Source organism: Mucilaginibacter sp. P4_A11, assembly GCF_056402535.1.
This window is the reverse complement of the sequence record NZ_JBFUHE010000022.1, coordinates 16,246-30,678: the sequence shown is the minus strand read 5'-3', so window position 1 is coordinate 30,678 and position 14,433 is coordinate 16,246. Positions and strand designations below refer to the sequence as shown.

Annotated in this window: 13 protein-coding genes; 10 read left to right on the top strand and 3 right to left on the bottom strand. The window is 41.8% G+C overall.

The features are described 5' to 3' along the window. Positions 1–8: 8 nt before the first annotated feature. The 4 genes from gpmA (at position 9) to AC1DUD_RS28560 (ending at position 4,022) form a co-directional block, all read left to right on the top strand. Positions 9–698: a 2,3-diphosphoglycerate-dependent phosphoglycerate mutase gene (gene gpmA / locus AC1DUD_RS28575; RefSeq protein WP_477380899.1), complete on the top strand. Its 690-nt coding sequence runs from the start codon at positions 9–11 to the stop codon at positions 696–698. Between the two features lie 89 nt (positions 699–787). Next, positions 788–1,273: a hypothetical protein gene (locus tag AC1DUD_RS28570; RefSeq protein ID WP_477380897.1), complete on the top strand. Its 486-nt coding sequence runs from the start codon at positions 788–790 to the stop codon at positions 1,271–1,273. A 621-nt stretch (positions 1,274–1,894) separates the two neighbouring features. Then, entirely contained in the window at positions 1,895–3,505 is a 1,611-nt protein-coding gene (locus AC1DUD_RS28565; RefSeq protein WP_477380895.1) for a hypothetical protein, read from the top strand. 172 nt (positions 3,506–3,677) lie between these two features. Further along, positions 3,678–4,022, top strand: a complete 345-nt coding sequence (locus AC1DUD_RS28560; RefSeq protein WP_243487780.1) for a phosphoribosylpyrophosphate synthetase — start codon at positions 3,678–3,680, stop codon at positions 4,020–4,022. 130 nt (positions 4,023–4,152) lie between these two features. Here the strand turns inward: AC1DUD_RS28560 and AC1DUD_RS28555 are convergent, their stop codons facing one another. After that, the gene (locus AC1DUD_RS28555) at positions 4,153–4,716 is read right to left on the bottom strand and encodes a hypothetical protein (protein ID WP_477380892.1); all 564 of its coding nucleotides are present in this window, start codon (positions 4,714–4,716) and stop codon (positions 4,153–4,155) included. A gap of 123 nt (positions 4,717–4,839) precedes the next feature. Here AC1DUD_RS28555 and AC1DUD_RS28550 point away from each other — a divergent pair, with 123 nt between their 5' ends. From AC1DUD_RS28550 to guaB, 3 genes are all read left to right on the top strand, one after another. After that, complete coding sequence (locus AC1DUD_RS28550) at positions 4,840–6,078, top strand: M16 family metallopeptidase (protein ID WP_477380890.1); 1,239 nt, start codon at positions 4,840–4,842, stop codon at positions 6,076–6,078. A 104-nt stretch (positions 6,079–6,182) separates the two neighbouring features. After that, entirely contained in the window at positions 6,183–7,460 is a 1,278-nt protein-coding gene (locus tag AC1DUD_RS28545; RefSeq protein ID WP_477380888.1) for a M16 family metallopeptidase, read from the top strand. Positions 7,461–7,705: 245 nt separating this feature from the next. Continuing rightward, complete coding sequence (gene guaB, locus AC1DUD_RS28540; protein WP_477380886.1) at positions 7,706–9,178, top strand: IMP dehydrogenase; 1,473 nt, start codon at positions 7,706–7,708, stop codon at positions 9,176–9,178. A gap of 89 nt (positions 9,179–9,267) precedes the next feature. On the opposite strand, the gene AC1DUD_RS28535 is transcribed toward guaB, so the two are convergent. Continuing rightward, the gene (locus AC1DUD_RS28535; RefSeq protein ID WP_477380884.1) at positions 9,268–10,047 is read right to left on the bottom strand and encodes a hypothetical protein; all 780 of its coding nucleotides are present in this window, start codon (positions 10,045–10,047) and stop codon (positions 9,268–9,270) included. Between the two features lie 107 nt (positions 10,048–10,154). On the opposite strand from AC1DUD_RS28535, the gene AC1DUD_RS28530 reads away from it, so the two are divergent. The 3 genes from AC1DUD_RS28530 to AC1DUD_RS28520 all read left to right on the top strand — a co-directional run bounded on the left by AC1DUD_RS28530 (position 10,155) and on the right by AC1DUD_RS28520 (position 13,505). Continuing rightward, positions 10,155–10,739 (top strand): LOG family protein, encoded by a 585-nt coding sequence (locus AC1DUD_RS28530; protein WP_477380882.1) that lies wholly within the window; start codon positions 10,155–10,157, stop codon positions 10,737–10,739. An 88-nt stretch (positions 10,740–10,827) separates the two neighbouring features. Next, positions 10,828–11,769, top strand: coding sequence for a hypothetical protein (locus AC1DUD_RS28525; protein WP_477380880.1), 942 nt, complete (start codon positions 10,828–10,830; stop codon positions 11,767–11,769). 107 nt (positions 11,770–11,876) lie between these two features. Continuing rightward, on the top strand, positions 11,877–13,505 hold the full coding sequence (locus AC1DUD_RS28520; protein ID WP_477380878.1) for an acyl-CoA carboxylase subunit beta: 1,629 nt from the start codon (positions 11,877–11,879) through the stop codon (positions 13,503–13,505). A 171-nt stretch (positions 13,506–13,676) separates the two neighbouring features. Here AC1DUD_RS28520 and AC1DUD_RS28515 read toward each other — a convergent pair whose 3' ends face one another. Continuing rightward, the gene (locus tag AC1DUD_RS28515) at positions 13,677–14,423 is read right to left on the bottom strand and encodes a hypothetical protein (protein WP_477380876.1); all 747 of its coding nucleotides are present in this window, start codon (positions 14,421–14,423) and stop codon (positions 13,677–13,679) included. Positions 14,424–14,433 lie beyond the last annotated feature (10 nt).

Genomic DNA, 14,433 nt, shown 5'->3' with positions numbered 1-14,433 from the left:
AAATACCTATGCAAAAATTAGTATTAATACGTCACGGTGAAAGTGTTTTTAACCAGCAAAACCGCTTTACCGGATGGGAAGATGTCGACTTGTCGGAAAAAGGTTACGAACAGGCCCATCATGCCGGCAAGATCCTTGATAAAAATGGCTATAACTTCGATATCGGTTTCACATCATACCTGAAAAGATCCATCAAAACCCTCCATTATGTTTTGGAAGAGCTCGATCACCTATGGATCCCCGTTGAAAAATCATGGCGGTTGAACGAACGCTTTTATGGGGCCCTACAAGGTTTGAACAAAGATGAAACCATAGCCAAATACGGAGAAGAGCAGGTGTTAAAATGGCGGCGCGACCCAAATGAGCATCCGCCAGCTATAACCAAAGAAGATGCCCGTTATCCAGGTCACGACCTCAGGTACAAAGACTTAACCGAGCGAGAACTCCCCTTAACTGAAAACCTGAGCGAAACCATGGACAGGGTATTGCCATTTTGGAATGAAAGCATTGTTGCTGCCTTGCGCCGCAACCAAAAAGTTATTGTGGTGGCGCATGGCAACAGCCTTCGTTCGCTTATAAAATATATTGATAATTTAAACGATGAGGAGGTTACAGCGCTGGAAATTCCTACGGCAACTCCCTGGGTTTATGAGCTTGACGAGGGCCTGAACAGGATAAGGCACTATTACCTGGAATAATTTATTACCTGGATAATCATTTATCTTTTACTTGGGGTACTATTGTTTATATTGTAAGCCGTAAACCGATTAATCCCTAATTAAAACGAATGAAAAAATCCGACATCTATGAGGTCGCCATTAAAATACTGGGTATATACCTGCTGGTGGCCGATATTTCTAAACTTCCCGGTCTCATCACTTTTATTGGTAATCATGCAAGTTCACCTGTTGAGCAGCAAGCTGCCGACCAGGGGAGCCTTTTAATCGTAAACGGGTTGAACTTTATTTTCCTGATCATATTGGCCGTGTTACTTATCTCCGGCACAAAAAGAATTACCCGCTGGGTCACTAATGAAAGTGATTACCAGGAAAACGCAAAGCTTTTTGCCGAGCGAAAGGTCATTTATGAAATATCGCTGGTAATAATAGGCGGGCTCTTATTGGTTAGTACCATCCCCGACTTTTTATATCACCTGTATACGCTTGCTAATGTCAATGAGCAAAACAGTGTAATAGCTGCAGGCGCAAAAATATTCACTGGGCTACTTACTGTAACTTTTGCCAAAAGAATAGGGGCCTATTTTGCCAAATAAACTTGAATGATTTTTAATAATGAAAAGAGGCTGTAAAATCAGCCTCTTTTTTTTGTCGTATTCAAACTTAAGCAATATATAGTTTTGGTTGGATTGACTTTACTAACAAAAGGGGGTTAACAGGGTTAACACAATTCGGGGTTAACATTTATTTATGTAGTTAATAATCAATTAATTGATCGTTTTTTATACATAAAATATGTTAACCCCCCTTTTTGTATAAATATTATCGGCTAAATTTCAATTCGTTGGTAACAAAACACCAAGTATGGTCAATTTGGTTTATGATACAGCCTTTTGCTCGTGGCCTGCCTTACAAGGTGTTCCATTTTAAAGAATGATAAAATTTAAAGGACTGACAGTCAGTGTTTTTCAATATTTTCATTTTTTGAAACGCTTAATTGATTGATAATCAAAGGTGACAAAATTATGCAATGTCCACAATGTTCCCCTCTTAAATTGGAACACTCAGCCCGGAATGTAAAAAACGGGATATAAGTTTTAACAGGTTTGCTTAACAAATAAGTTAATGAAATAGAAATGATTACGAATTAACCTTCGTGCACTTTTACCGTATAATTTAATATTATTAACTTATACATTAAAACCTAAAAAATCATTATGCTAAAATTTACTAATCTACGTATGTGGGTGTTGGCCGCTGCTACAACAGGCATGTTGGCAAGCTGTCAGAAAAATGGCCAGATACCTGCATTAAAAGATGCTAATCAAACCATTACCAACAAAACAATCAAAACATTAGCTGTATCCTTAACACAGGGTTTTGAAGTTGGCTCAACCAGTCCTAAAACTGCTTATGATGTATCGCCAACCGGCTCATCAAGTGGTGACAACGTTACTTTATCAGGCAGTTCCTGGAATTTGTATGATGCCCTGATCGGCAACCTCGCTGCCGATCAAAGAGCAGGTTCATGGAGCGCCCGTGTGCGCAATACCGGTAAAATCACTATGCTTTTTGATGTTACCACAGGCATCAGCACAGTTACTATTAAAAGTGCAACTTACAACGGGGACAGCCCAAGCACCTGGGGATTGTTTTATTCGGTTAATGGTGGTTCATCATGGGCTCAGTCGGGTTCAGCAATTATTACTACAGCAACATTAACAGTTTCAACATTTACAGTTACCCAAACCGGTAATGTACGTTTAGAGATCCGTAAGCTTACCGGCGGCAGCAACCGTATCAATATTGATGATATCACCATTAATGATAACGCAGGTGGCGGTACGGGCGGTGGTGGTACTGTGCTTACAGGCAAAAAATTTCTGTTTGATGCAAGCCACCTTGAAAATGCAGGCAGCGCCGATTGGCAGATAGACGCCGATGGTACCGAACAGGTTGCTATTTACACTGGCGGCACTACTACCGAAACCAAAGCTCAGCGTATCCCTACGCCATCATACACAGGCATTACTTCGTCTACTTCTGAAACTTATTGGAAAGGTGCTCTTTCAGCATGGGCTGTGGAACTGGTAAAACGTGGCGAACTGGTTGAATCACTTCCGGTAGGAACTGCAATTACCTATGGTGGTGGCGGTGCCCAGGATTTGAGCAACTACGATGTATTTGTTGTTTGCGAGCCTAACCGTTTATTTACTGCTGCCGAAAAAACTGCCTTGATGAACTTTGTAGCTAACGGCGGTGGTTTATTCATGATAGCTGATCATACTGCGGCAACAACCGCCGGTACCGATGCTAATGGCTACAATCCGTCAGACCGTGACGGTAATGGCTATGATTCGCCAAGGGTTTGGAATGATCTGATGACCAATAACGGTATCAACAATAACAACCCATTCGGCTTTAACATCAATTATGTTGATATAAGCGAAAGCCCGTCTACCAACGTTTACACCGGCTCCAATGCCGATGCTCAAAAAGTATTGAACGGTGCAGCCGGTGCAGCATCAAAAATGGCTTTCTATGATGGTTCAACGGCAACCTTATATCCAACCAATAACTCAAGCGTACAGGGATTATTCTGGCGTAACAGTGCTACTAACGGCGGCACAGCTAATGCTATGGCATTATTGGCAACCTATGGCAGTGGTCGTGTGGTTTGGATCGGTGACAGTTCAGATGCTGATGACGGCACCGGCGATACCGGCGACAGCTTATTTAACGGCTGGTCGGGCGATGCTCCGTCAGGATACACTTCGCATTCGGCATTTCATTTAAATGCTTCATTGTGGTTGGCTAAAGCCCAATAAGTATATAAAGACTTTCCTCAAAGGGGAAGTGCATTTGTTAGTTTAAGTCCTGTTGCCGGTGGCAACGGGACTTTTTTATTTCTGTACTTCAAACAAGTTGGTTGCTTTTGAAGTTGTTATAATAAAAGGTGGTTAACCAGATCATTTTTTGTTTACCTACAAAAACATCACCATGAAAAATTACGAAACCTTAGTGGATGCCACTAATGACCTCCTGAAGAGGGGATATACGGCTAATCTTAGTCTTGACGGCGATACCATAGATGATAAAGAAAAAGATATCCATATGACTGCTGACGATTTTGAGATTGATGAGTTTTACCGCTTTGAAGGTGCAAGCAATCCATCGGATATGTCGATTGTATATGCTGTGTCATCATCCAAATATAACTTAAAAGGCGTGCTGGTAAATGCTTATGGTACCTATGCCGACGATAGTTCATCAGCTTTGGCTGCCAAATTGCATCACGGTCAGGTAAGCCACAACCTGCACGGAGAAGACAGGCCAACCGAGTAAGTCGGTAGCCTTAAGTCGAAAATCTTAAGTTAAAAGTCGGCGACAAATATTTCTGTAGGGACAGCGGGGTATTTGTTGGCGGCTTTTGGCTTTTATGGTCAATTTTCAAAGTCTTCCCTTCAGGGGAGATTTAGAGCGGGTTTGACTTTAGTTCCTTCATCATTTTCCTCCCTGCCGATTGGATAGCTGCGGTACCACTACGCATTAAAAACTCAAGCTGTGCAGGCAGTTCATCCGCCACCCAGGGATAACGGAACCGCAAATTGAGCAAAGCCCAGCCGGCAAACACTTTCACTGCTATTTTTACTTTTGGATCTATCATCCAGTCGAAAAGCTGTTCAATAGCAGGTTCAAGATCAAGGCTGTTCAGCTTTTGTTTTACCGGGGATTGTTCCTTTTCTTCACTTGCGTGCATTAATATTTTTGCATAATGCCTCTGGCAGCCGGGGTTGGTAACCTGTGGTAGCCGTTCAATTAAATATTCGAGATTATTGGTAAAAACAGCCGAATCTTTTAAAAACATATTTTCCAGCAGCCATGCCGCACGAAAACCGAGAGGTTTGTCAGGATGAAAGGTAATATCTATTAAATCGTACAAATCAAACTGTTGTTCGGTCAAAATACGGCTTAGTTCAAGCACCTTAAGCTTGCCTATGGTATTCGCTATTTTTTGGGTAAGTTCGTCGCAGGTCATTGGTAGCTTAAAAGTAAAAAAATACCGGTGCCTAACCTAAAACAGTTGTTCATTTTTGGCATTCACTTTCAATGTCACCAAAAGTTATACATTTGCTATCCGTATTAAAAATTTAATAGATACATGGTTAAATTCAACCGATTTACACTTGACAATGGCCTCAGGGTTATTGTGCATGAAGATAATACCACACCTATGGCCGTGCTCAATATTCTGTATGATGTTGGTGCACGCGATGAAGATCCTGAGCAAACCGGTTTCGCCCACTTATTTGAACACCTCATGTTTGGCGGCTCTGTAAATATTCCTGTTTATGACGAACCACTGCAAAGGGTAGGGGGCGAAAACAATGCCTTTACCAGCAACGATATCACTAACTATTATATCACCTTACCATCGGCTAATCTGGAAACGGCCTTTTGGCTTGAGAGCGACAGGATGCTGAGCCTTGCCTTTAGCGAAAAAAGCCTTGAGGTGCAGCGTAACGTGGTTATTGAAGAGTTTAAGCAACGCTACCTTAACCAGCCATATGGTGATGTTTGGTTAAAGCTTCGTCCGCTGGTTTATAAAACACATCCTTACCGCTGGGCCACCATTGGTAAAACTATTAAACATATTGAGGATGCCCGGATTGAGGATGTAAAAGCTTTCTTTAAAAAACATTACAACCCGCAAAATGCCATCATGGTAGTAGGGGGCAATATTACAACAGAACAGGTAAAAGAGCTTTCTGAAAAATGGTTTGGCCCGATCCCTGCCGGTGAAAAATATCACCGCAATCTGCCACAGGAGTCAAAGCAACTGGAAGCCCGCCGTGAAACGGTAACTGCTAAGGTACCGCTTAATGATGTGTATATCGCGTTTCAGATGGGTACACGTATTGATGATGATTACTATGTGGTTGAGTTGCTTTCAGATATCCTTTCGCGCGGCAATTCATCACGGCTGTACAAATCGCTCATCAAGGAAAAACAGATCTTTAGCGAAGTGCATGCCTATATTACGGGCAGCCTAGATAAAGGAATATTTGTGTTAGAAGGCAAACCGCTCGAAGGCATCAGTATTGAACAGGCGGAAGCTGCTTTATGGGATGAGCTGGAGAAAGTTAAAGCCGAAGAGATCCCTGCCGACGAGCTTACCAAAGTTCAGAACAAAACCGAATCGACCATGATATTTTCAGAAATGTCGTTGTTGGATAAAGCGATGAACCTGGCCTCGTTCGAGCTGCTTGGCGATGCAGACCTGATCAACCATGAAACAGCAAGATATCTTGCCGTAAGTGCCGCCCAGGTAAAAGAGCAGGCCAATAAACTGTTCAGAAAAGATAATTCATCAACGCTTATTTATTTAGCAGAGAAGTAAAACAGAACCTTGATTTATTGGATTTTGGGATTGCCCTGATGGATCGAGTTTATTTTGATCAGGAAATCCTAAAATCGAGCCAATCAAGGTCAAATGATATACATATGATCAACAGACAATTAGCTCCTGAATTCAGGGCTATCGATAATATAAGCCTGATTAGGCCGGAGCATCAGAAGCTTGGCAATGGTTGTAACGTTTTTTGCTTTAACTCCGGCGACCAGGAATTGGTGCGTATTGAGTGGATCTTTGGTAACCTTAGCTTTGATCCGGCAAAACCGTTGCTTAACATGGCAGTAAACTCCATGCTTACCGATGGTACTACAACTTTAACCGCTGCGCAAATTGCTGATAAAATTGACTTTTATGGTGCTTTTTTGCAGGTTGATTATGGTTACGAAAGCTCGCAGGTTACGCTATACAGCTTAAATAAACACCTGCACCACACCTTGCCGGTTATTGCTGATATCCTTAACAATTCAATCTTCCCCGAAAAGGAATTGGAAACTTTTAAGCGTAACCAACAGCAAAAACTACAGGTTAGCCTGCAAAAAAATGACGTGGTGGCACGCCGTGTGTTTAACAGGGCGGTTTATGGAGCTACCATTTTTGGTTATGCCTCTGAAATGCCCGACTATCAAACCCTGCTACATGAAGATATGCTGGCCCATTACAAAAAAATGTATCAGCCTTCAAATTGCACTATCATCATAGCTGGTAAAGTTGAACCCGAAACGCTAACACTGCTTACGGATACGTTTGATGAAAATTGGCCAAATACATCTGAACTGGGTGCTACAATCCAACCCGATATTAAGGCAGCAGCTGAGCTGTTCTATTTTACGGAGAAACCGGAAGCGCTACAGTCAGCGATCAGGATAGGTACGCCTATCATCAACCGTTCGCACGAGGACTTTCAACCTTTACAGGTTTTAAATACTGTATTTGGTGGTTATTTTGGTTCAAGGCTGATGGCCAATATCCGTGAGGATAAGGGATATACCTATGGTATAGGTTCAGGACTGGCCTCGTTTAAGCAAGGTGGCTCATTTTTTATAGCTACCGAGGTTGGAGCTGATGTTTGCAAGCTGGCAGTAGCGGAAATTGAAAAGGAAATAAATATCCTGAAAACTGAACTGGTGCCTGAAGGGGAGCTATCATTGGTGCGCAATTATATGCTTGGCTCACTACTGGGCAGCCTTGAAAATGTGTTTTCGCATGCCGATAAATTCAAAACCATCTATTTTGCAGGTTTGGATTATGATTACTACGACAGGTACACGGCAACTGTAAAAAACATAACTTCCGATAAGCTGATCCAACTGGCTAATACTTATTTTAATTTCGACCAGTTTTACAAAGTGATAGTAGGGAAATATTGATTGATTTCGGAATTGGGATGTTCGATTTCGAATTTGTTTAACGGCGAATTAGATAGCGAGCATCCCAAACCTTAAATAGATTCGAGCGGTAAAATAAAATAAATCCGAAATTGAACATTCGAAATCCCAAATCCTGAATTATCATCTCAAGGCAATTTTAAATAAATCCGAAATCGAAATTCCTTAATCCGAAATATTTTATTACCTTTGCCCGGCAAATAATAACTCCAAAATAATTATTTGCTATGCAGTTAGACCCATCAAAATTTGTTGCCGAAGGATTAACTTACGACGACGTTTTACTACTCCCGGCTTATTCAGAAGTTTTACCACGCGAAGTGAATACCGGAACTTACTTAACTAAAAGCATCCGGTTAAACATTCCCATCATCTCGGCCGCTATGGATACCGTTACCGAGGCTGAGCTGGCTATTGCCATTGCACAGGCTGGCGGTATAGGCATGTTACACAAAAACATGACCATACAGGCACAAGCCGACGAAGTGCGCAAGGTGAAACGCTCAGAAAGCGGCATGATCCAGGACCCGGTTACTTTACTGGAAGATGCGCTGCTTGCAGATGCTTTCCAAATCATGAGGGAATTTAGCATTGGTGGTATCCCCGTTATTGATGCAGATCATAACTTGAAAGGTATTATCACCAACCGTGACCTTCGTTTCCAAAAGGACATGAGCGTTCCCGTAAGTGAAGTAATGACCAAAACAAACCTGATCACTGCACCGGAAGGGACTACCTTAACCGATGCTGCCAACATATTGCAAAGTAATAAGATTGAGAAACTACCTGTTGTTAATAAAGATGGGAAACTGGTAGGTCTGATCACTTATAAAGATATTCAGAAAGTTAAAAACTTCCCTAACGCCTGTAAAGACGAATACGGCCGTTTACGCGTAGGTGCTGCTGTTGGTGTTGCTGCTGACAATATTGACCGTGTAACCGCCCTGGTTAACGCAGGTGTGGACGTTGTTACCGTTGATACAGCTCACGGCCATTCAAAAGGAGTTATTGATATGGTTAAAGCAGTTAAAAAGCTTTACCCTAATTTACAGGTAATTGCCGGTAACATTGCCACGGGCGATGCCGCTATTGCCCTTGCCGATGCTGGTGCCGATGCTGTTAAAGTTGGTATTGGTCCTGGCTCTATTTGTACTACCCGTATCATAGCTGGGGTAGGAGTACCACAATTATACGCGGTATATGAGTGCGCCAAAGCATTGGAAGGCCGTGGTGTCCCGGTAATTGCCGATGGCGGTATTAAACAAACCGGCGATATTGTTAAAGCTATAGCTGCCGGTGCAAGCTCAATCATGGCTGGTTCATTATTTGCAGGTGTTGAAGAATCACCAGGCGAAACTATTATATACGAAGGCCGTAAATTTAAATCATACCGCGGTATGGGTTCGGTTGAGGCTATGGCAAAAGGTTCAAAAGACCGTTACTTTCAGGATGAAACCGACGTGGTAACCAAACTGGTTCCTGAAGGTATTGTTGGTCGCGTGCCATTTAAAGGCAGCATGGCCGAAGTGATATTTCAGTACATTGGTGGCCTACGTGCCGGTATGCACTATTGTGGTGCAGCCAATATCGAAGACCTGCAACGTGCCAAATTTGTACGGATCACAGCTGCCGGTATGCGTGAAAGCCATCCACATGATATTACCATTACCAAAGAAGCACCTAACTATACAAGCAGGTAATTCTTAATATAAACTGCATAAAATAAAAAGTCTGAAGATACAGTAAGCTTAAGTTTACTGTACTTTCAGGCTCTTTTGTTTTAATAGCCTTATTGGCCGGGTACAGATGATGACTTAGGAATCAAACTACTGGAGGTGATGATCTTTAATGCCTGGTCGTAATTGAAACCTGCTTTAACAAGTGCATCAAAATAGTCTTTATTTAATTTAGCTATTTCGGATATTTTACCTGGTTGCTTAAAGTAGGCAAGCTGGGCATCAAGCACTGATTTTGCCATAGATGCATACATTGGCCCCATAGAACTCATCGCGTTTTGCATTTCATTGGAAGGATTCCCATATGATAAACCTGTGGTGGTTGTGTCGCTTTGTATCGGCGGAGGAGGAAGCAAAACTACATTTGTTACTTTAACATGATTGCTTAAAGTAACTTGTTCAGTTAAACTAACATTGTAAAAATTAAAATAGCTTACTCCCGATTTGTTTAACCCGGCATGCTCTATTATATCGATTGAATTTGCGGTAGCAGGTATTTTTTTAAAATATACTTTAAATTCAAGTTTATCGCCGGCCTTTTTTAATACGTCTTTATTGGGCGCCATGGCTATGTTTTCTGATTTAACGTAGTCATAATGTGCGTTGCTCAAATCGGTTTGCAGATAAATCTCCTTGTTGAGCTGCACCCACGCCTTATCCTGATAAGCGTAGTTTTCAAAAGTTACAATAGTATAAAGATTGTTGGTTTCAACCTTTTTAATAATTGTTGATTGATCATCCTTTTGCTCAACTTTAGGAATGGTAAGGTTTTGCGCAAATGCTTGCGTTGCAATAATAAAAAGTGTGATAATGGTTAAAATAGGTTTTTTCATGTGATATTTTTTTTAAATATATTAATAATACCACAATGTAAACTGGTCATATAAATAATGATCAACAGTTATTCATCGCTTAATTTTAAACTTTTATTTTTGCGTATATGAAGTCTATTTGTGTATTCTGCGGCGCTAATTTTAATGGCGACCCTATATTAAAACAAGCAATTGATCAACTGGCCGAAGTAATGGTGAGCCGCGATATTACCCTTGTATTTGGCGGCGGTAAAGTTGGTGTTATGGGTTTAATGGCCGATGCTGTGTTAAGCAGGGGAGGCAAGGCCATCGGTATCATCCCGCAATTTTTAATGGATAAAGAAGTTGGCCATACCGGTTTAACTGAGTTGCATATCGTTGAGAATATGCATCAGCGTAAACAAATGATGAATGACCTTAGTGATGGCATCATTACGCTTCCTGGTGGTTGGGGTACCCTTGAGGAATTTTTTGAGGTACTGACCTGGCTTCAGTTGGGCTTGCATAACCACCCCATCGGCCTGTTAAACGTAAACGGTTTTTATGATCTGTTGCTTAAACAGATGGATGTAATGGTTGAACAGCGTTTCCTGAAGCCGGCCAACCGTGAATTGATCCTTACTTCGGGCGATCCGATAGAACTGGTAAATCTGATGGATACTTTCAAAGCCAAACCGGATGAAGTATGGTTTAAAGACAGAAACCTTACTTAGCCTTTACAACAAATCTCCGCGTAGCTAAAAGTAAAACGAGCTTATTGACTTACTTTGCTAAATTTGTATTTGGCCTAAATTAAATCACGTGAAAAAAATCATTATCATTTTAATATTACTAAGCTGCCCTGTTGCAATCTTTGCTCAAATTGCGCTCGATATTAAGCATAAGAAGGTCAATGAATTTATAAAGCAGGAAGCAGAAATAAAGAGCATTCCATTTGAAATTAAAAACCAATACATTACTGGTCACGATGTAGGGCAGCCTATCGGTTACCGTCGCAAAGAAAGGGATAAGAAACTGCCTGACTTATTGGTGTATTATTTCCCTTTAAAAACTGATTCGTCCATTTATAGAATACTTTATGAATGGGATGAAACTAATTTTACTCACCAGGCTTCTAAACATTCAGTTGACAGCCTTCAATCATTTATTAAAAAATATAAGGAATTACTTGCGTTAGTTCAAAAGCAATTTGGCGAAGGCACAACAACAGGCAGTTTGGACGACCTGTCGCAAATAGAAGCCGGGAAATTTGACCGTAAGGATAATTTTAGCAAGGATAGCGTTGAAGTTGAGATGTATGTAACACTTTCAAATAAATACTTACAGCAAAGAAATGTTACTACAACCCCAACTCATAGGATAAGACTGTACGTAAATAACAAGACAGCAGATGAAGGCTCTCTTAAACTCGACAAACAGAAGTTAATTGATGCCGATAAAAAAGTTAAATTATTTTTAACTGCATTAACAGCTGGTAATTTTGATGGAGCGCGAAAATATATAGCCAAACAAATAGCAAGCCAGGTAACAAACGAGCAGTTAGCTGCATTGCAGAAGGAGGTTGAAAATGATAAGTGGGAATTGAGCACTACAGGAGTTCAATTAACGTTGGGCAATACTATGTGGGGTAATTTACGATATCGGCGTGCTGATGATAATTTGGAACCGCCAAACGAAATACTTAGTATTACCATAGATGAGAATTATGAAATAATGGGCATAAGACCATTAAAACGAAAATAACAACATATATGGCTGTTTATCCGGTGGCATGTGATAGTCAGGATGAGAACTCTGTAGCTTTATTATTATAATTCTTCCTAAATTACCTGTCCTATCTAAAACCAATTATGAATATCGAATTTAATAAAAATGAAGATATTAATAAGCAGCTTGTTTATGAGCTAAACACCCGGCTTAACAAAGTATACCAGGGCGGCGGCGAAAAGGCAGCTGCCAAACAAAAGGAAAAAGGAAAAATGCTTGCCCGTGAAAGGGTGGCTTACCTGATTGATAAAGATAAACCATGGCTGGAGATCGGTGCTTTTGTAGCCGATGGGATGTATGCTGAACATGGTGGTTGCCCATCAGGTGGTGTTATATGTGGCATTGGATACATATCGGGCAGGCAATGTGTTGTTGTTGCCAATGATGCTACAGTAAAGGCCGGGGCCTGGTTCCCGATCACGGCAAAAAAGAACCTTCGCGCTCAGGAAATAGCTATCGAAAATAAACTTCCTATCATTTATCTTGTTGATTCGGCGGGCGTTTATTTGCCTTTACAGGACGAGATTTTTCCGGATAAGGAGCATTTTGGCCGGATCTTTCGTAACAATGCCATCATGAGCAGTATGGGGATTATCCAGATTTCCGCCATTATGGGTTCATGCGTGGCGGGCGGAGCTTACCTGCCCATTATGAGCGATGAGGCCATGATCGTAGAAGGCACAGGCTCTGTTTTCCTGGCGGGATCATACCTCGTAAAATCGGCCATTGGTGAAGATGTAGATAACGAAACCCTCGGCGGCGCTACTACGCACTGCGAAATCTCCGGCGTAACCGATTATAAGCAGCCTAACGATCAGGCCGCGCTTGATTCCATCCGGAATATCATGAGCATGACAGGCGATTATACCAAAGCCGGTTTCGACAGGATCCAGTCATCGGCTCCAAAACTCAATGAAAAAGAAATTTATGGCATCCTGCCAGATAACCGGGAGAAAGCATATGACATGATGGAGATCATCCTTCGCCTGTTGGATAACTCCGAATTTGAACCCTACAAAGATGGTTATGGACAATCTATTATCTGCGGATTGGGTCGCATTGATGGCTGGGCTGTAGGAATTGTGGCCAATCATCGCAAGGTGATCAAATCGAAAAAGGGTGAGATGCAGTTTGGCGGGGTGATCTATTCTGATTCGGCGGATAAGGCTACGCGCTTTATCATGAATTGTAATCAAAAAAAGATTCCGCTGGTGTTTTTACAGGATGTTACCGGTTTTATGGTGGGCAGTCGCTCGGAGCAGGGCGGGATCATTAAAGACGGTGCAAAAATGGTAAATGCGGTAGCAAATTCGGTAGTGCCTAAGTTTACGATTGTTATAGGCAACAGCTATGGGGCTGGCAATTACGCCATGTGTGGCAAGGCCTACGACCCAAGATTGATCTATGCATGGCCATCAGCTAAAATAGCAGTAATGGGCGGCGGACAAGCAGCCAAAACCCTTTTACAGATCCAGGCAGCAGGACTCAAAGCCAAAGGGGAAGAGGTAGATGCTGTAAAAGAAGCTGAATTGTTAAAACAGATAACAGATAGATATAACTCGCAAACAACCCCATATTATGCGGCAGCCCGTCTTTGGGTTGATGGGATAATCGATCCGCTTGAAACTCGTAAGGTGATATCGATGGGGGTTGAAGCGGCTAATCATGCGCCAATTGAAAAGGCTTTTAATGTAGGGGTGATACAGACTTAGTTTTTAGTGATTAGAGATTGGAGATAAGAGATTAGTTAAAATCCTTTACTGAAATTGTTTGGAGATAAGATATAAATAAACCGTCATTGCGAGGCACGAAGCAATCGCGAACTATACAGGGCGGACCTGCCTGCAGGGGATTGCTTCGTGCCTCGCGATGACGGTTGTGTATTATCCTCTATGCCTCTTATGCTTTTTCTTTGATGATTTTGAAGAAGAAGAATTTTGTTTATCTGATGACTTCTTCTCATCAACTTTAGCAGGTTGGTTGTTAGATGTCTTAGTGCTTACATCAGTAGAGTCCTTGCTCAGCTGTTTTACGGTAAATTCATTACCGCGTAAACCATATTCCAACTGACGTTTTGCACCCGACGGTTTTGCCTCTTTACCAGTACCGTTGAAGATCGGGAACTCACGCATCAACTTACCATCCCTGATATAAAAGTTATCATTACCACGGTAACCTTTCCGTTGGGAACTGGTTAGCTTCGGAAAATCAAGCTTATTTGCCTTACTGTTGTTGTCGTTAAACTCAAAAGCGTAGATGGATGTGTAATTGGTTGTATCTTTTGATTTTGCCTGGATCAGGATTTCCGGGTTGCCATCCACATCCATATCCGAATTGTAAACATCAATAATAGCACCATCCAGATCTCCGGTGGTTGTGGTATATTTTATAGCCGACGAATCTGAATGCAGTATCATGAATGATCCGGCTTCTTCCGCGCCACGGCCCCAGCTCAAAACGTCATAGCTCTGCCCCGGCGATACCTCTATCAGTTTATGAAACCTGAAAGGCGCCATCAATCCCGGCTTTTTAGGTGCCGTTGGAGCGGCAGGCGTTTTTATTTCCTGCCTGCCGCATCCTGCCATTAATGCGCTCATCGCAAACGCAAAAAGGTAAAACCTGTTAGTCATATTTTTTATA